Origin of the sequence: Amycolatopsis benzoatilytica AK 16/65 (assembly GCF_000383915.1) — a bacterium.
Lineage (GTDB): Bacteria > Actinomycetota > Actinomycetes > Mycobacteriales > Pseudonocardiaceae > Amycolatopsis > Amycolatopsis benzoatilytica.
The window spans coordinates 2067241-2084426 of the sequence record NZ_KB912942.1 but is presented as its reverse complement, the minus strand read 5'-3'; the positions used below and the strand labels follow the sequence as shown (position 1 = coordinate 2084426).

Below are 17186 nucleotides of genomic sequence, written 5' to 3'. Positions count from 1 at the left end.
ACGCGTCAGACCACGCGAACGTCGACCCCTGCGGCGTCGAAAGCCTTCACCGTGGCCGGATCCGCACCGGCATCGGTTACCAGCACGTCGATCTCGCTCACCAAACAGATACGCGCGAACGCGCGACGGCCCAGCTTCGAACCGTCAGCCACCGCGACCACTCGCTCCGCGCGCTCGACCATCAACCGGTTGATGCTCGCCTCGCCCTCGTGGTGGGCGAACGCGCCCGCTTCGGCGTCCAGCGCGTCAACCCCCAGGAACAACAAATCGATCGTCAGCTCACTGAGCACCCGGGTAGCGAGCGGACCGCTCAACTCGAACGACTGCGGCCGCGCTACCCCGCCGGTCACCACGATCTTGACGTTCGGCCGCACCGCCAGCTCGTGCGCGATATTCAGCGCGTTGGTCACCACCGTCAATCCCGACGCGTCGCCGCGCCCGGCCAGGTCCGAACGCATCGCCAGCGCCCGCGCGACCCCGGCGGTCGTCGTGCCGCCGTTCAGCCCGACCACCATCCCCCGCTCGGCCAGCGCCGCCGCCGCCGTGCTGATGCGCTGCTTCTCCGGCACGTGCCGCGCGGTCCGGTAGCGCAGCGGCAAGTCGTAGGCAAGATCATTGGCGACCGCACCGCCGTGCGTGCGGGTGAGCAACTGCTGCTCGGCCAGATGATCCAAATCGCGCCGGACCGTCGCCGCCGACACCCCCAGCTCCGCGGCCACCTCCTCGACGTCCAGCTTCTCCCGCTGCCCGAGCATGTCCAGCAGGCTGCTCAACCGTTCGTGCCGGGCCATCAGCGGTACTCCTAGCTGCTCGCGGGGCCGGTACTGCGCATCGCTGTGCGTTCAAAACCCCTGATTCGAGCATTATGCTGCATTTGGCTGCACTTTTGCACGCGACATGCCTCAACGACTCGCCCGATCCCCGTGGCACCGCCGCTCGGCGACCCCGCCGGCCTGGTCTCCGCCTTGACGGATCGGCACGCACGGCCGGGAGACGCTTCCCCGTTGCCGGAGCAGGCCGTGCAACGGGGAAGCATCTCAACGGCTCAGCCGAGGGCCGCCGCGAAGACGTGCATCGCGGAACTCGACGGGAGGGTGAACGCGACGACCTCCTTGCCGGGAGTCAGCGGGACCGTCGCGGCGAAGACGCGGTACGCCACTGTCGGGTAGGCCGGGCCGGCCGGGGTGTTCTTGCCCAGCACGCTCGCCACGGTGGTCGCGTGCCCGGCGTCGGCGCAGCACCAGTTCGGAAAGGACACTTCCGCCTGCCCGGTGCTGCCGTCGGCGTAGTGCACGACCACCGTGCCCTTCGCGGTGCCCGTGCCCGTGCCCGCCAGGACCAGCTTGCTTCCACTGCCCGCCGCGGCGATCGTCTGACCGGCCGCGACGACGTTGTCCGGCTTGCCGGTGCCCGCGTCCGGCCAGGTCAGCGCGACGCCGTCGGCGGTGAACTTCGCGCCCGGACTCAGCCCGGCCCCGGCCAGCCCCTCGGCTCGGAAGCTGCTTCCGCCACCGTCGAGATTCCCAGCGGCCAAGTGCGCGGCATCGGTGACGCCGACGTTCGCCGCCGCCGCTGACACCGAGGCATAGGGCACCGTCACTGTCGCCGAATCGGTGACCTCGTGCGAACTCAGCCGAGCCCGGTAGCTCGCCGTCGCAGTGAGCTGGTAGTCGCCCGGTTTCAACTCGGCCGACGGCGTGAGCGTCACCGGCACCGCGACCGTCTGCCCCGGCCGCACCAAGCCGCCCGGCACCGGCCCGACGTCGGCCCGCAACCCGGCCGGCGCCTGCACGGACAGCGCGACCTCGCCGACCGGCACCGGGGTGCCGTTGGTGAAGCTCATTCGCGCCGTCGCGGCCGCACCCAGGGTGACGAACCCGGGCGCGGTCAGTAAAACCGTCCCGTTCTGATCCGCCGGGAAGACCCCGCCGACGGCGCTGGTCCCGAGCAGCCGGACGTCCTGGCGCGCACCCGCCGCGACCGGCGCGGTCTTCACCCGCACCACGGAACCGTCGTAGAACCAGCCGGCGGCGGCCTTGTCCAGCTCCGCGCGGGAATCGTACTGGCGCAGCAGCCCGTTCCCGGCCTGCACGACGGCCGGCTTCGATCCCGTGTGCACGGTCAGCTGGTATTTCCTGGCCGCTGGCTTCCCGTCGTAGGAACCGGTGCTCGCACCGATCCCGACCGTCACCGTGCCCGGGCCCGACTTCGGCGCGTCGACAGTGAACCGTTGCGTGGCCTGCGCGCCCTGCCGGTTCGCCCGCGTCACCCCGTCGTCCTCGGTCAGGCTGAACCCGCCCTGGCCCTGCGGGTAGACGTCGAGGTCCAGTTCGGACTTGTCCCGGGTCTGCCACGAGGTCGTGCCTTCCGGCCACATCGGCACGACGGCGCCGCCGCGGACGAACAGCGGGAGCTTGTCCAGCGGCGCGTCGTAACCGTCCACAGTGGTCGGGCCGGTGTAGGTCTTCCCGCTCCAGTAGTCGACCCAGGTGCCCTTCGGCAGGTAGATCCCGTTGCGCACGTTCGCATTCTCGTACACCGGCGCGACGAGGAAATCGGTGCCGGACAGGAACTCGTACTTCGCCTTGTCGGTCCAGACGTTCGGGTCGTCCGGATACTCCAGCGCGAGCGGGCGCACCTGGCCCACGCCGGTCTTGCTGGCCTGCACCGAATAGCTGTAGGTGTAGGGCAGCAGCCGCTCCTTGAGCAGCAGGTACTGGCGGTTGATCGAGGTGTAGGGCTCGCCCTGGCGCCACGGCTGCTTGTCGGCCGGGGCCCAGCCGTCCATCGTCATCGCGACCGGCAGGAACGTCTTCCACTGCAGGTCGCGGACATAGGTCTGTGGGCTGCCGCCGAAGATTCCGTCGATGTCCCCGGTGCTGTAGGCGATGCCGGAGGCGGTGGCCCCGGCGTACGTCGGGATCTGCCAGCGGATGTAGTCGTAGGAGCCGGACTGGTCGCCGCTCCACAGCACGGCGCATCGCTGCGCTCCGGCCCAGCTGACCGGCTGCCAGACGAAGCCGCGGGCGTCGCTGTTGTCCTCGATGCCCTTGTGCGCGGTGTCGCAGGCGTCGAGCGCGAACTGGTAGCCCGGGCCGACCCAGGCGACGTCCAGCTTGCGCACCCGGACGCCGGCCTTCACCTCCTCGGCCTGATTGGGCACGCCGTTCTCGGTCCACAGGCCGAGCTGCATGGCGTCCTTGCGCAACCCTTCGCCGGTCTGCTGCAGGTTCTCGTAGCCGCACCCGTAGCCGTCGTTGACCAGCATCCAGCCGTTCGGCATGCCGTGCTGGGCGTAGCCGTCGGCGACCTTGACCGCGTCGAGCGTGTGCCGCTCACCGCGGTTGGCGTTGTGCAAGTAACAGTCGGAATCACCGGTCTCGAGGCCGTAGATCGGTGGCACGAAAGGTTTGCCGACGAGGTCGGTGTAGCCGGAGATCACGTCCTTGAGGCTGTCCCCCAGCACGTACGTGGCATCGAAGCGGCGCTCGTCCTGGGTGGTCCTCACCGGGTCGGTGAAGGAGTAGGAGCCCGGGGAGAAGGTGTTGCGCAGCACGCCGTACCCCGCGGTGGAGGCGTAGAACGGTTGCGAGTTCGGCGCGCCGCCGTCGTTCCAGTTGTCGTCGGCGAAGATCTTGATGGTCTGGTCGCGGTGGCTGAACCGGCCGTTCTGCTCGCCGCCGCCGACGAACTGCTCGGACGCACCGCGGGAGAGCGTCTGCGTAGTCGTGGTCCCGGTCCACGACAGCGGTGCCGCTTCTTCCCACCGGCGATGGGTGTCAGTGCCGTCGTAAAGGGCGAAGCGCAATGGATTCTTGTACGCCCGCAGCGTCGCCTGCGGCGTGGAAATGGCCCAGTAGCCGCCCTTGTCGACCTGCTTCGGCGGGACGGGGGCGGTACCGCGCGGCAGCACGATCTTGCTGCCCGCGGGGTCGGTGAACTTCCCGTCCGGGGCGAGCCAGACCCGCACCGCGGCCGCGGCCGGGAAGCTCACGCGCACGGCGGCGGCGCCCGAGTTCAGCGTGACCACCGGCCCGTCCGCGGAGATCCCGGTGAGGGAACCCAGCTGCCCGGACGGTGGGGACGGATCAGCGGATGCCGCCGCCGGCGCGAGCCCCAGTACGGCCACTGCGGCCAGCACCCCGATCTTATGCGTAGCTCTGCTCATTACAGGCACCTTCCACGCAATAAAACGCACGAGGTCCTCTGTATAGCTGACCCTGCCGCGCTTGTCAGCGTCCGGACCGGCTAATCCCTACTTCCGTCGCATCGCACCACGGGCACCAGAAGGCACCCGAGGTTTCGCCTGCCGCACAAGGGTTTCCGTGCGCTCCTCGCGCCACGAGGGCGGTACTCAGCAGCCGACGTCGGCAGCACCGCGCGATCACGCGCACGAGCCGGCGACGGCGGCTCGTGCCGCATGATCCGCCGCACGCCGGGTTTTCGGCGGAACGCGATCTCGTGCTGCGCGGCGGACGTGGCGGGGCACGGACATTCGCTTCGCTGCCAGGCCCCGCGTCAAGCAGACCGCGAGCGCCTCACGATGGGACCATCCGGAAGTCGTACTCGACGGGCAGCGGCGCGGAGGCCGCCGCCGCCCACGTGTCCGAAAGCGACGTTTCGCCCTCGCGCACGTTCGGTACCTCGAAGCCCGCTTCGAACACCGCGCGAGCGCCCGCCGCATCGCCGAGCGCGAGGCGAGAGCGCGCGGTCAACAAGAGCAATCGTCCCGACAGCTCCCCGCGCCACGACGACAGCAGCTCCGCGGCACGTTCCGGCAGCCCTGCGTCCAGCTGGGCCGCGATCGCTTCCACCGCAAGAGGCCGGAGGTGCGGCGCTTGCCGCAGCGCACGTTCGTAGAGCCGCGCCGCCTCCCGCCGGTCTGCCGACGCCACGGCCAGGTTCCGCAGGGCCCACGGGTTCTCCGCCGACTCCAGCGAAGCGCGCCACGCCGCTCGGGCGCCATCGTGTTGGCCGGACGCCCACCTGGCTACGCCGCGATGGTAAGAAGTCAGCCAGTTCCGAGGCGCGCGCTCCAGCAGCTCCGCCCACGCCGGGCCGACGAGCGTCGGCGGCGGGATCGCGGACGGATCGCCCGTCGGCGTCCGCCCCTCCAGCAAAGCGCGCCACGGTTTCTGCTCCGGCCCCATCGCCGACTCCGGGAACGGCGTGCCGGCCCAGTCCGCCGCCATCCGGTGCGCTTCGAGCGCGCCCCACCCGGAACCGCGGTGCAGCACAGTTTCCGGCCGACGGTCGGCCATTTCCCGCCACCGCCGATGGTGTTCCTCGACGTCCGGCAGGCTCGACTGGACTGCGTCGGTGGCCGCGGCCCAGTCGTCGCCGTGCACCACCTCGGCGTCAGCCGACACCGGGCCGTATGCCTCCAGCCAGTCCCACGACTCTCCTGCGTCGAGGCGCAGATGCTCCAGCTGCGTCCGCGCGAGCCCAGCCTGGATCTCCAAGTATCCCGGTGCTCCCGGGGCCAGCCACTCCTGCCAGCGCCGCCCGCCGGCGGATTCTCCCCAGACGAACAGCTTCCGCCCCCGCAGCCGCCGGGTCGAGCACTGGAGCAACCCGTCGCCGTGCCCGTCGACCGCGGCGATCCAGCGCGGCGCCTCCTGGGGCAACTCGAAAAAGTAGTCCGCCGCGGCCTGCGCGCGGGCCGGGTAGGTCAGCGCGCCGGGCACCGGCACGCGGTCGAGCCGTCCGCCGTAGCCGTAGTGCCACGCCTCCGTCGCGGGCGCGAGCACCCGGGTCCGCTCTTCCCGCGTTACGGCGATGTTCGACCACCAGTACACCGGCACCGCGTGCTCGTGCGGGTTGCGCACCCGCACGCCCACCAGCAGGAAGTCCGAGCCTTCGGGCAGGGAGAAGTCCAGCTGATAGGGCAGGTCCCGGGTGCGCTCCCACTCCCACAACCGCAGAACTGGCGTGCCGTCCGGGCCCTCGATCCGGCCGGCGAACATCGGCGCGCAGGTCTGCGCGGTATGCCCGGTGCTGCCGAGGTTCCACTCGACGCCCCCGGCGAACCACGCATCGCGCAAGGCCAGATTCGCCGGCTGGAACACCGGGTTGCGGTACAGCAGCTCACGCCCGGACGGCTTGTGCCACAGCGAATACAGCCGTCCGCCCAGCGACGGCAGCACGGTCGCGCGCAGCCGGTCGTTCTCCAGCACCAGCGCGGGCAGCGCGGTCTCCGTCCGCTCCCGGGTATAGCCGTCCTGCAACCGGTACGGCAGGACGGTCGAGAGATGCCCGTAACCGAGGCCCTCGGCCAGGTCCGGCGGCAGCTCGGCGAGGTTCGCCACCTGCTGCACCGGCACGGGCTTCACCAGCGGCGGCAACGGGTTCTCCGGGCCCAGCGCCGCGGCGGGCAGCACCAGCGAGGTCAGGCTCAGGCTGGTCATGCGTCCGGCAGCCGATCTCCGGTGGCCTCGTCGAACAGGTGCACCGCACCCGGCTTCGGCGTCAGCCCGATCTTCTCGCCGCGCTGCCACGGAGCCATCCCCGGCGTCCGCACGGTCAGCACTCCCGAGTTTTCGCTCCGGCAGTAGAGGTACTGGTCGCTGCCCAGCTCCTCGACCACCTCGACCACGGCGGCCAGTCCCTCCGGCCCGGTCTCCCAGCCCTCCGGCCGGACGCCGACCACGATTCCAGGGCCGGTCAGCGCCGAACGCTGCGCCGGGGTCAGCGGCAGCCGGGCGCCTCCGACGACCGCGCCGCCGTCGTCGGCCGTGGTGGTGAGCAGGTTCATCGCGGGAGACCCGATGAACCCGGCGACGAACACGTTCACCGGCCGTGCGAACAGCCCGACCGGCGTGTCGCACTGCTGCAGCAAGCCGTCCTTCAGCACCGCCACCCGGTCGCCCATGGTCATCGCCTCGACCTGGTCGTGCGTGACGTACAGCGTGGTGATGCCGAGGCGTCGCTGCAGCGAGGCGATCTGCGTGCGCGTCTGGACCCGCAGCTTCGCGTCCAGATTGGACAGTGGCTCGTCCATCAGGAACACGCTCGGCTCGCGGACGATGGCACGGCCCATGGCGACGCGCTGACGCTGGCCGCCCGACAGCTTCGCCGGCTTGCGGTCCAGGTACGGGGTCAGGTCGAGCAGCTCGGCCGCCTCGCGGACGCGCCGGTCCCGTTCGGCTTTCGGCATCTTGGCGATCTTCAGGTGGAAACCGATGTTGTCGCCGACGCTCATGTGCGGGTAGAGCGCGTAGTTCTGGAACACCATCGCGATGTCCCGGTCCTTGGGCGCCATCTCGGTGACGTCGCGGTCGCCGATGCGGATCGAGCCGTCGTCGACGCCCTCGAGCCCGGCCAGCATCCGCAGGGTGGTCGACTTGCCGCAGCCCGAAGGGCCGACCAGGACGAGGAATTCGCCGTCGGCGATCTCAAGGTCGAGGCCGTCGACGGCGGGCCGCTCGACCCCCGCGTAGTAGCGCGTGGTGTCGATGAAGCTCACGGTGGCCATAAGGTCCTACTTTCCGGCGCCGAGGGTGAGTCCGGTGATGATCCGGCGGGCGAGCACGAGGTAGAGCACGAGCATCGGCAGCACCACGATCGCGACGCCGGCGATCAAGCCGCCGTACTCCGACTGGTAGCTGGCCGCGCCGTAGAAGGTGAACAGCGCGCGGGAAAGCGTGAAGTGCGCCTGATCCTTGAGGAACACGATCGCGAGCAGGGTCTCGTTCCACAACCCGATGGCGTTGAGCGTCAGCGCGGTGATCAGCCCGCCGCGCGCCAGCGGCAGCATCACCGAGAAGAAGGTGCGCAGCGGGGAGGCGCCGTCGATCGCCGCCGCCTCCTCCAGTTCGTCCGGCAGCGAGCGGAAGAACCCGGTCAGCAGGAACACGGTGAACGGAATGGACAGCGCGACGTAGACCAGGAACAGGCCGTACTCGTTGTCGAGCCGGATTTTGCTCATGACGACGAACAACGGGATGATCACGGTCTGGAACGGCACGCCCATGCCGATCGCGACCGCGCTGGTCAACGGGCCGGAACCGCGGACGCCGAGCCGGGTCAGCGCGTAGGCCGCCGGCGCGGACACCGCGACGGTGACCACGGTGGCGAGCCCGACCAGAACGACTGTCGTGAGCACGGCATCGCCGAACCCGGCGTTGTTCCACGCGTAGACGAAGTTCCGGAACGGCTTGCCGAGGTGGAACCATTGGTAGGGCAAAGCGAACGGCTTGGTGAAAATCTCCACCGGCGTCTTGAACGACGCGGACAGCAGCCAGTACAGCACCAGCACATTGCCGGCGGTGAACAGCCACACGATCGCCGAGCCGAGCAGCCGCAGCGGGCTGTGCCGCCGGGAGCCGGGCGCGGGTTTGGGACGGCGCGGCGGTTTCCGTGCCGGTTTCGCCGCGCGGGCGGGGTGCGCGGGTGCGTCCGTGACGGACATGGTCTCCCCCTCAGAACTGGATGGCCTCACGCCGCATCAGCCGGCGCAGCAGGACGACGAGCACCGACACGAGCGCGATCATCGCGACCGCGCAGGCACAGGCGGCGCCGAAGTCCGGAGTGCCGTTGGAGCCGAAGGTCCGGTCGAAGACGTAGATGCCGAGGGTCCACGCCTGGTTCGGCGGGGCGTAGGTGCCGGGGCCGGCCAGCACGAAGACCAGCTCGAAGATCTTGAGCGCGTTGATCGTCCACAGCACCCCGGCGACCCCGACCACGTCCCAGGTCATCGGGAGCGTGATGTTGCGGAACTTCTGCCACGGCGACGCGCCCGCCAAGTCCGAGTCCTCGTACAGGTACGGCGGGATCCGGTCGACCGCGGCCATCAGGATCGTGATGTAGAAGCCGGAGCTGGCCCAGATCAGCGACGCGGTCACCACCCCGGTCACGTTGGCCGGGGCGAGGAACTTCGCCGCGTCCGCGCCCACGTGCTCCAGCACGTAGTTCGCCAGGCCCTGCTTGCCGGGCTGGTACTTGAACACGAACCCGAGGAACATGCCGAGCGCCACCGGCGCGACGATGTTCGGGAAGAACAGGATGGCACGGATCACCTTGCCGCCGCGCATGTCCCGCAGCACCATGGTGAACAGGAACGCGACCGCGAACGTGCCGATGCCGCCGAGGAAGACGTACACCAGCGTGTTGCGGAAGGCGTACTGGAACGAGTCGCTGTTCCACATCTGCACGTAGTTCGTCACGCCGTCGGGCTCCGGTGTATCGCCCGCCCCGGCCCAGTGGGTGAAGCTCAGCACCACCGTGGCGACCGTCGGCAGCACCAGGAAAGCCAGGTACAGCGCCAGCGCCGGCGCGGCGAACGGCCAGAACAGCCTGCGTTTGCGGCCAAGGTGCGCGCCGCGGCTCGCCCGGGCGGCCGGCCGCCGCGACGCCCGGGCCGCTCCGGTCGCCGCCGTCATCAGCCTTGGCCCTTCCAGAACGCGGCGCTCTTGGCCGAAAGCTGGGAGACGAACTGCTGCGGGCTCAGCTGGCCCTTGAGCAGCGCGAGGTCCGCCGGGTCGAACACGTCGGTCTGCCACTTGCCGCCCGCGATGCCGTCGATCCCGTCGTACTGCAGCACGTGCTCCTTCTTCGGATCGTCCATCGCGGCCTTGACCTGCTTGAGGTCGTCCGGCACGGCGAGGTCGGCGCGCGGCACCAGATTGTCCGCGACGGCGGGGATGCCGGAGAGCAGGTCCTTGTTGAGGAAGTAGGCGATGAACGCCTTCGCCGCCTCGGGGTTCTTGGCCTTCTTCGGCACCGCGAAGCCGATCGACATCTGCTCGACCGTGTCGTGCGTGGCGCCCGGCGGCATCGGGAACTGGAAGGAGCCGTACGCGATCTTCTTCCCCGCGCCTTCCTTGTCGAGGTACTCACGAGTCTCGCTCGGCGCCCAGGTGCCGACGTAGAGGTAGCGCGAGTCCCCGTCCGCCCAGCGCTGCTGCACCTGAGGGAACTTCGCCGCATCCCAGCCGTCGATAAAGTACTTGGGCAGCTTCGCGGTTTCGGCGGCGGCCTTGAGGAATCCGGGGTCGGACTGCCAGAGCGAGCCGCTGCGGTCGGTGGCCGCCTTGTACAGCCCGCCCGAACCGACGTACCGCTCGGCGAGCTGGGTGAAGAAGTACATGTTGTAGAACGGGATGTCCCCGTCCTGGCTGATCGCCGCCTTGCCGTCCGCCTTCGCCTTGTCGAACAGGGCGGTCAGCTCGTCCATTGTCTTCGGCTGCGCCACCGCGCCGGCTGTTCCCTTGTCGTACCACCAGGCGCTGGACTGGACGGTGTAGGGCACCAGGAAGCTGTGTCCCTCGTGGTCCTTGTTCTGCGGGAAGTCGTACGAGCTGGGCGCAAGCACGTCCTTGACCGTCTTCTCGCCCTCGCCCACTTTCATCCCGTACACGTCGTCGAGGCTCTGCGTGCCGCCCGGGGTCATGACAGCGGCGCCGACTTTGCTGACGTCCTGGTCGAACAGGTCAGGCACGGTGTCGGTGTTCAGCGCGGGCACCAGGTTCTGCGTGTACGCCTTGCGGCCGAGCCACTGGACGTCGACGTGCACGCCGGTCTTGTCCTGGAAGCATTTGAACGCCTTCTGCAGCACCTTGCCCTGCGGCTCGTCGGCGGTCCACATCGACCAGTAGGTGACCTGCTTTCCGGTCGGGGGCTTCACCCCCGGCTCGGGACACGGCGCGTTCAAGTACTGATCGACGCCGGGCAGGGCGTTCTCGCCGGTGCCGCCCGCCTCGGCGCCTCCGCCACAGCCGGCGAGCAGCATCATGGCACCGGCGGCGAAGGCCGCCGCCAGCTTCTTCCGCGAGGCTCCGGCCCCCGGCTCGGGCGCCTGGCCCGGCCCCAGAAAACACTTGCCTTGTGCTACCCGCATGGCCACCACCTGGTCTAGGGAATAACGCAGCATTCTGCGCGTTAGCGCGCAGTTTTGTTTGATTTCACGCATCTGTCAACAAGTTCGGTCGATGAAACTGCATAATTGTCATCTGGCGGCTTCCGCCTGTCCCAGCATGAGCACTCCGAGCAACCGCCGCACCTCCGCCGCCACCGCGGTCCGGCCCGCGCCGAGATACCGGCGGGGGTCCACCCGGTCCGGATGCTCGCGCCAATCGCTCGCCGCGGCGGCGGTGAACACCTTGTTCAGCTGCGTGGCGATATTGATCTTCGTCATCCCCGCGGCCACCGCGCCCGCCAGCCCCGCGTCCGGCACGCCGGACGACCCGTGCAGAACCAGCGGCACCGGCACCGCCGCGTGCAACGCGGCGATCAGTTCGAAGTCGAGCACCGCGTCGCGCGACAGCATCGCATGCGAACTGCCGACCGCCACGGCCAGCGCGTCCACCCCGGTGCTCGCGACGAATCCGGCGGCCTCGTCCGGGTCGGTGCGGACGCCGGGCGCGTGCACGCCGTCCTTCCCGCCGATCTCCCCCAGTTCGGCCTCCACCCAGACGCCGTGGTCGTGGCAGTACGCGGCGACCTCGCGGGTCTGGCGCACGTTGTCCGCGTAATCCAATGCGGACCCGTCGTACATCACCGAGCCGAAGCCGAGGCCGACGGCCTCGCGCACCAGCTCGCGGGATTCGGCGTGGTCGAGGTGCACGGCCACCGGAACCCCCGCCGCCCGCGCGACGGCGAGCGCCGCGCCGCCGACCGGGGCGAGCGCGCCGTGGTAGCGCACCGCGTTCTGGCTCAGCTGAAGGATCACCGGAGCATCGGCGGCCTCCGCCCCCGCCACGATGGCGGTCAGGTGCTCCAGCTGGATGGCGTTGAAGGCCGCGCAGCCCCGGCGCCGCGCGGCGGCCTCGCCGACGATCTTCCCGGTGGACACCAATGGCATGGCTCTCCTCAGGTTCCCCGGGCGCGCACGGCGACCCGGTCGTGTTCCCGGTGGTAGTGGCCGAGGTCGAGGTCGCCGGCCAGCGGCCCGAGCACGGCCGCCCCGGAGAGCGCGACGGCTCGGCGCAGCAATTGCGGCCACGGTTCGCGCCAGGACATCCCGAGCGCGATCCCGGCGACGGCGGCGTCCCCGGCCCCGGTCGCGTTCCCGCTCAGCGCGGCGGAAGGCGCCGCGTGCCAGGTGCCGGACCCGGTGACGGCGAGCAGGCCGTCCGGGCCCAGCGACACGACCACCGCGCCCGCGCCTGCCCTGCGCAGCTCGGCCGCGGCCGACTCGACGTCGCGGATGCCGGTGACCTCGATCAGCTCGCTGACGTTCGGCTTGACCACGGCCGGTCGCCCGGCGAGCCCGGCCAGCAGCGCGTCCCCGGAGGTGTCGAGCACGGTCTGGGCCCCGGTCGCGGCGAGCTGGGCGTACCCGTCCGGCGGCGCGCCGGGCGGCAGGCTGCCGGAACAGACCAGCACCTCCGGCCGGTGCCGGGACGCCGCGGCGAGCAGCGCCGCCCACTCCCCCGCGGTGACCTCCGGGCCCGGTTCGTTGAGCAACGTGACCGACCGGTCGGCGAGGGCGAGCACAGCGGTCGTCCGGCGGGTCTCCCCCGCGATGGGGACCAGTTCGGCGGGCACCCCGGAGGTCGCCAGCTCCCGCGCGACGGCGTTGCCGGTGGCGCCGCCGGCCAGCGCGAGCGCCCGGGTGTCGCCGCCCAGCGCGTGCAGCACGCGGGCGACGTTGATCCCCTTGCCCCCGGCGCGTTGCCGTACCTGCGCGACCCGGTGCACCTCGTCCGGAACCAGACTGTCCACTGTGTACGTCACGTCGAGCGCGGCGTTCGGGGTGACAGTGAGGATCATGCGCTCACCGCCGGTCCCAGCAGCTGCGCGGCGAGCAAGCCGGCGCCGAGACAGCCTGCCTCGTCGCCTAGCTCCGCGCGGCGCAGCACTGGCCGCCGCTGGAACACGAGCGACTCGCCCAGCCGGCGGTCGACGCGCTCGAGCAGCCCGCCGGCCTCGAACAGGCCGCCGCCGAGCACCACCGCTTGCGGGGCGAGGAGCGTGACCAGCGCCCGCAGCCCGGCAGCCAGCGCGACCACCGCGTCCTCAACGACCTCGCGCGCCACCGCGTCGCCGGCAGCCTCGGCCGCCAGCACCTCGCGCGCACCGGTGACCGGCCGACCGGACTGTTCGGTGTAGCGGCGAGCGATCGCACCCGCGGACGCGATCGCCTCCAGGCAGCCGGTGGAACCGCAGCCGCACCGGCGGGAATGGCCGACGTCGAGGTGGCCCAGCTCCCCGGCGTGCCCCGCCGCACGGTGCGGGCGGCCGCCGAGCAGCAGCGCCGCGGCGATCCCAGTGCCGACCGGGACGAACGCGGCGTCGGCGAACCCGCGGGCAGCGCCGAACCGGTGCTCGGCCAGCCCGCCCGCCGTGACGTCGTGACCGAAGGCGACCGGCATCGGCAGCCGTTCGGCCAGCAGTTCGCGCAGCGGTGCGTCTCGCCAGCCGAGGTTCGCCGAAAACCGCGCGATTCCCGCGGCCTCGTCGACGACCCCGGGCACCACCACCCCGGCCGCGGTGATCGGCCCGGCCTCGGCCAGTTCCCCGACCACCGCCTCGACCTGCTCCGCCACGGCGACGCCCGGGTCCGCGCCCCGGGCGGTGGGGCGGCGCAGCCGCGCCCGTCTCGTCCAGCTGCCGCGTTCGTACACCGCGGCCTTCACCGTGGTGCCGCCGACGTCGACCGCCGCGAGGAGCTCCACGCTAGCTCAGCACGACGGAGCGGGTGAGGCTCCGCGGGTTGTCCGGGTTCAGTCCCTTGCGCTCGGCGATCGCACCCGCGACTCGCTGGGCGCGAACCAGGTCCGCCATCGGGTCCAGCCCGGTCTCGACGAACGCTCCCCCGGTCCGCCGGACCTCCTCGGCCAGCCCGTCCGGCGCACTGCCGAACATCCAGGTGACGCGGCCGGCCTCGCTGATGCTGATCGGGCCGTGCCGGTAGTCGAACGCCGGGTACGACTCCGTCCACAGCAGACATGCCTCGCGGAACTTCAGCGCCGCCTCGTTGGCCAGGCCCACCGACCAGCCGGTGCCGAGGAAGCTGAACTGCTCGGCGCCGACCAGCTCGGCCGGCAGCGGCTCGGCCAGCGCTCGCTCGGCCTGCGCGATCACCGGAGCGAGGTCCTCGCCCAGATGCGCGCGCAGCATGGCGAGCACCGTCGTGGCGAACCGGGTCTGCACGACCGAACGTTCGTCCACTGAGGACAGGTCGACCACCGCGCCCGCGACGCCGGCGATCTCGACCGGGACACCCGTGACGGCCGTGGTCGGCGTCCCCGGCATGACCTCGCGCAGCCGGGCCAGCAGAGTGTGCACCTCGGTCGTGGTGCCCGACCGGGTGATGGCCACGACCTGGTCGTAGGCACGCCCGAGGGGGAACTCCGAAGCCGCGAAGGCATCGGTTTCGCCGAGCCCGGCCTTCTCGCGCAGCACCGCGTACGCCTGCGCGATGAACCACGACGTCCCGCAGCCGACGACCGCCACCCGGGTGCCCGGGGCCGGCAGGAGCCGCGCGTTGGCCGCGGCCAGGTTCGCCGCGTCCCGCCAGCACCTCGGCTGGCTCGCGATCTCGTCCGCCATGAAAGTCCCGCTCATCGACTCCCCATCTGCACCAGGTGTACGCAACAGCAGTCACCGTAGATGCATGTTTTTGAATCGTCAATGCACTCTTCGTACATATTCGATCATTCAGCTGCGCGGGGTGCTGCGCAGCCCAGCACCGGCCGCCAGCGGCCACCAGCAGCTACCGCAGGCCCAACCGGAAGCGTTGACAACGAAAACCACAGAGTGCATCATCACTGCGCGCCAGATCTGCTCGATCTTGTTTATTTGCGTCGCATTTCCACCAGTTGCGCGCTTGCGCTCGTCCAAGTCCCGACAGCCGCGTCCGGCGACCGGCAGGAATGAGGAGCCATGCCCGTCTCGTGCCCCAAGTCCCGCGGCAGTGGCCGGAGAGCCGCCGTCGCACTCGCCGGGGCGATGCTGTGCCTCGGGAGCGGGCTGGCCGGACCGCCGCCCGCCGGAGCGTCAGCGACCGCGGTGACCGCCGGAGCATCGACGGCCGCGATGCCACCGCCCGACGGCTACACCGTCACCGTCAACGGCACGGGCGCCTACGCCCACCCAACCGACACGCCCGCGAGCGGCTACCTCGACAAGGACGGCACCTTTTACTTCCAGCAGTCCGCTGCCGACTACGGCGCGAGCTCACCTCGGGAGTGGGAGTTCTACACCGGCGGGGACTTCGACTCCGCGACGAAGTCGAGTGCGCTGAGCGACGCGGTGAACCCCGCCGAACCGCGAGACAAGAACAACGACACGACCTGGCGCTGCAACACCAGCCCCACCGGCAGGGAGGCCACCGCACCGCCGCCCGGATCCCGCTACTCGCAGAGGAACTTCTGCGACCTGTCCGGCGTCTGGGTCGACCCGGACACCGGCGACTGGTACGGCCTGGTGCACAACGAATTCACCCCGCAGCCCTTCGGCGACGGCCTGCACTACGACGCCATCGACTACGCGGTCTCCAAGGACGGCGGCCGCACCTGGGCCATCAAGGCGCACGTGATCACGTCGCCGTACAGCACCCGGCGCGGCGACAACGCCGCCTTCCCGCAGCAGACCTACTACTACGGCGACGGTGACCAGCGGTTGCTGGCGGACACCGCGTCGGGATACTTCTACGTCTACTACGGCTCTCGCGTGGTGGACAAGAACGGCGGCTGGAAGGCGTTCTACGAGCACGTCGCCCGGGCGCCGATCTCCGGCAAGATGGCACCGGGAACCTGGCAGAAGTGGTACGACGGCAAGTGGTCCGAGCCCGGCCAGGGCGGCCGGGAGAGCAACATGGTGCCGGTCGACGGAGCCAATCACACCGGCTACACCCCCGTGGACAAGGAATACGACCCGGCGAACACGGGGACTGCCACCGAGCAGGTCGCGGCGGGCAAGATCCCGCCGACGTCACCGCTGTTCGTCATGGACGTCGCTTACGACGCCTACCTCGGCAAGTACATCGGCGAGCCGCAGGCGGTGGACCAGAGCGGCAAGGCACCGCAGCAGTTCTACGTCACCGATGACCTCGCTACGCAGAAGTGGCGGCTGATCGGCGACACCGGCAGCCGGACGGACGCCTCCTGGTACCGCTGGTTCCTGGACAGCAAGAACAAGACCAGCTCGTCCATCGTCGGCAAGAGCTTCCGTTCCTACTGTGCGTTCGGCTGCCCGGCGGGCGCGTCGGGCATGTACTTCGACCTCACCGTGGACAGTGCCCGCCCCGCGGCGTCCCGGTTCGACCCGGCGAAGTCCTACCGGATCGCGAACGGCGACGGCCGGGTGCTCGTCCAGGTCCCGGGCAGCTCCGCGACCACCTCGCTGGCGGCCGGCGGCGCATTCGCGGCGTGGTCGTTCACGGCCGACGGCGACGGCTCGTACCGGATCTCCAACACCGCCACCGGCGGGCTGCTCGGCGTCGGGACTGCTTCCCCGGGAACCCGGGCGTGGGGCACTGCTGCGACAGTCAGCGCCGCTGGACCGGAAGGCCCGAGTGTCGGACAGCAATGGTTCGTCATCCACTCCTCGAACGGCACGTACCGACTGGTCAACCGTTACAGCGGACTAGTGCTGGGCCTCTCCGGCACGCCCGGCCGGCTCAGCGAGACCACTCCCGCCCGGTATTGGACCGACCGCACCGGAAGCCCGGTCGGCGGTGCTCGCACCGCGTCCGAGCAGACCCTCTCGATCACTGAGGCCGGCGACGCCGATCTCGGTGAGGCCCGCGTGCTGAAGATCGGCGGCAAAGCGCTCGACGTCCCCGGCCACAGCACCGCGGCAGCTACCCAGCTGGTCGCCTGGACCGCCAACGGCGGCGCCAACCAGCGCTGGTCCTTCACTCGGCAGCCCGACGGCTCCTACGAGCTGCGCAACCGCGAGTCCGGCCTGTGCGCGGACGTGGCGGGCGGCTCCACCGCCTCGGGTGCCCCGGTCATCCAGTGGCCCTGCACCGGAGCCGCCAACCAACGCTGGACCGTGGAGAGACAAGCCAGCGGCTACGCGTTCGCCTCGGTCAAGAGCGGACTACTGCTGACTGCCGACTCCGTCGCCGAAGGCGCACCGGTCACCCAGCGGCCCGCGGGCGGACTCCAGCACTGGACCCTGAATCCGTAACCGCCCGGCCCGCAGCAGACAAACCGGGCAAGCTCGCGGCCCGTCGCCCGAGTTCTCAGGCGACGGGCCGCCGGTTTGGTCCCGCCAAGGTCACCAGCTCCAGCCGC

12 protein-coding genes are annotated in these 17186 nt (G+C 70.6%); 1 reads left to right on the top strand and 11 read right to left on the bottom strand.

Features of this window, described 5'->3' with window-relative positions:
• Positions 1 to 5: 5 nt before the first annotated feature.
• The 11 genes from AMYBE_RS0109840 to AMYBE_RS0109790 all read right to left on the bottom strand — a co-directional run bounded on the left by AMYBE_RS0109840 (position 6) and on the right by AMYBE_RS0109790 (position 14508).
• Positions 6 to 791, bottom strand: a complete 786-nt coding sequence (locus AMYBE_RS0109840) for a DeoR/GlpR family DNA-binding transcription regulator (protein WP_020659202.1) — start codon at positions 789 to 791, stop codon at positions 6 to 8.
• A gap of 254 nt (positions 792 to 1045) precedes the next feature.
• Positions 1046 to 4168 carry a TIM-barrel domain-containing protein gene (locus AMYBE_RS0109835; RefSeq protein WP_245573171.1) on the bottom strand — a complete coding sequence of 1041 codons (3123 nt, stop codon included), beginning with the start codon at positions 4166 to 4168 and terminating at the stop codon, positions 1046 to 1048.
• A gap of 370 nt (positions 4169 to 4538) precedes the next feature.
• Positions 4539 to 6407 carry a DUF5107 domain-containing protein gene (locus tag AMYBE_RS0109830; RefSeq protein WP_020659200.1) on the bottom strand — a complete coding sequence of 623 codons (1869 nt, stop codon included), beginning with the start codon at positions 6405 to 6407 and terminating at the stop codon, positions 4539 to 4541.
• A complete protein-coding gene (locus tag AMYBE_RS0109825; RefSeq protein WP_020659199.1) occupies positions 6404 to 7474 on the bottom strand; it encodes an ABC transporter ATP-binding protein in 1071 nt (356 codons plus the stop codon). Before AMYBE_RS0109825 ends, AMYBE_RS0109830 begins: the two co-directional genes overlap by 4 nt.
• Positions 7475 to 7480: 6 nt before the next feature.
• A complete protein-coding gene (locus tag AMYBE_RS0109820) occupies positions 7481 to 8410 on the bottom strand; it encodes a carbohydrate ABC transporter permease (RefSeq protein WP_020659198.1) in 930 nt (309 codons plus the stop codon).
• Positions 8411 to 8420: 10 nt separating this feature from the next.
• The gene (locus tag AMYBE_RS0109815) at positions 8421 to 9380 is read right to left on the bottom strand and encodes a carbohydrate ABC transporter permease (protein ID WP_020659197.1); all 960 of its coding nucleotides are present in this window, start codon (positions 9378 to 9380) and stop codon (positions 8421 to 8423) included.
• Positions 9380 to 10732 carry an ABC transporter substrate-binding protein gene (locus tag AMYBE_RS0109810; RefSeq protein WP_020659196.1) on the bottom strand — a complete coding sequence of 451 codons (1353 nt, stop codon included), beginning with the start codon at positions 10730 to 10732 and terminating at the stop codon, positions 9380 to 9382. Before AMYBE_RS0109810 ends, AMYBE_RS0109815 begins: the two co-directional genes overlap by 1 nt.
• Before the next feature lie 213 nt (positions 10733 to 10945).
• Entirely contained in the window at positions 10946 to 11800 is an 855-nt protein-coding gene (locus AMYBE_RS0109805; RefSeq protein WP_020659195.1) for a class II fructose-bisphosphate aldolase, read from the bottom strand.
• A gap of 8 nt (positions 11801 to 11808) precedes the next feature.
• Positions 11809 to 12711 carry a 1-phosphofructokinase family hexose kinase gene (locus AMYBE_RS0109800; RefSeq protein WP_020659194.1) on the bottom strand — a complete coding sequence of 301 codons (903 nt, stop codon included), beginning with the start codon at positions 12709 to 12711 and terminating at the stop codon, positions 11809 to 11811.
• On the bottom strand, positions 12708 to 13616 hold the full coding sequence (locus AMYBE_RS0109795; protein WP_020659193.1) for an ROK family protein: 909 nt from the start codon (positions 13614 to 13616) through the stop codon (positions 12708 to 12710). The genes AMYBE_RS0109800 and AMYBE_RS0109795 overlap by 4 nt, the downstream gene beginning before the upstream one ends.
• Before the next feature lies 1 nt (position 13617).
• Positions 13618 to 14508 (bottom strand): SIS domain-containing protein, encoded by an 891-nt coding sequence (locus AMYBE_RS0109790; protein WP_027927528.1) that lies wholly within the window; start codon positions 14506 to 14508, stop codon positions 13618 to 13620.
• 318 nt (positions 14509 to 14826) lie between these two features.
• Here AMYBE_RS0109790 and AMYBE_RS0109785 point away from each other — a divergent pair, with 318 nt between their 5' ends.
• Positions 14827 to 17079, top strand: a complete 2253-nt coding sequence (locus AMYBE_RS0109785) for an RICIN domain-containing protein (protein WP_245573169.1) — start codon at positions 14827 to 14829, stop codon at positions 17077 to 17079.
• Positions 17080 to 17186 lie beyond the last annotated feature (107 nt).

Bases quoted from the DNA above. Each gene is read 5' to 3' on its own strand.
- AMYBE_RS0109840 (WP_020659202.1), bottom strand. From the start codon at position 791: ATGGCCCGGCACGAACGGTTGAGCAGCCTGCTGGACATGCTCGGGCAG.
- AMYBE_RS0109835 (WP_245573171.1), bottom strand. From the start codon at position 4,168: ATGAGCAGAGCTACGCATAAGATCGGGGTGCTGGCCGCAGTGGCCGTA.
- AMYBE_RS0109830 (WP_020659200.1), bottom strand. From the start codon at position 6,407: ATGACCAGCCTGAGCCTGACCTCGCTGGTGCTGCCCGCCGCGGCGCTG.
- AMYBE_RS0109825 (WP_020659199.1), bottom strand. From the start codon at position 7,474: ATGGCCACCGTGAGCTTCATCGACACCACGCGCTACTACGCGGGGGTC.
- AMYBE_RS0109820 (WP_020659198.1), bottom strand. From the start codon at position 8,410: ATGTCCGTCACGGACGCACCCGCGCACCCCGCCCGCGCGGCGAAACCG.
- AMYBE_RS0109815 (WP_020659197.1), bottom strand. From the start codon at position 9,380: ATGACGGCGGCGACCGGAGCGGCCCGGGCGTCGCGGCGGCCGGCCGCC.
- AMYBE_RS0109810 (WP_020659196.1), bottom strand. From the start codon at position 10,732: ATGATGCTGCTCGCCGGCTGTGGCGGAGGCGCCGAGGCGGGCGGCACC.
- AMYBE_RS0109805 (WP_020659195.1), bottom strand. From the start codon at position 11,800: ATGCCATTGGTGTCCACCGGGAAGATCGTCGGCGAGGCCGCCGCGCGG.
- AMYBE_RS0109800 (WP_020659194.1), bottom strand. From the start codon at position 12,711: ATGATCCTCACTGTCACCCCGAACGCCGCGCTCGACGTGACGTACACA.
- AMYBE_RS0109790 (WP_027927528.1), bottom strand. From the start codon at position 14,508: ATGAGCGGGACTTTCATGGCGGACGAGATCGCGAGCCAGCCGAGGTGC.
- AMYBE_RS0109785 (WP_245573169.1), top strand. From the start codon at position 14,827: ATGCCCGTCTCGTGCCCCAAGTCCCGCGGCAGTGGCCGGAGAGCCGCC.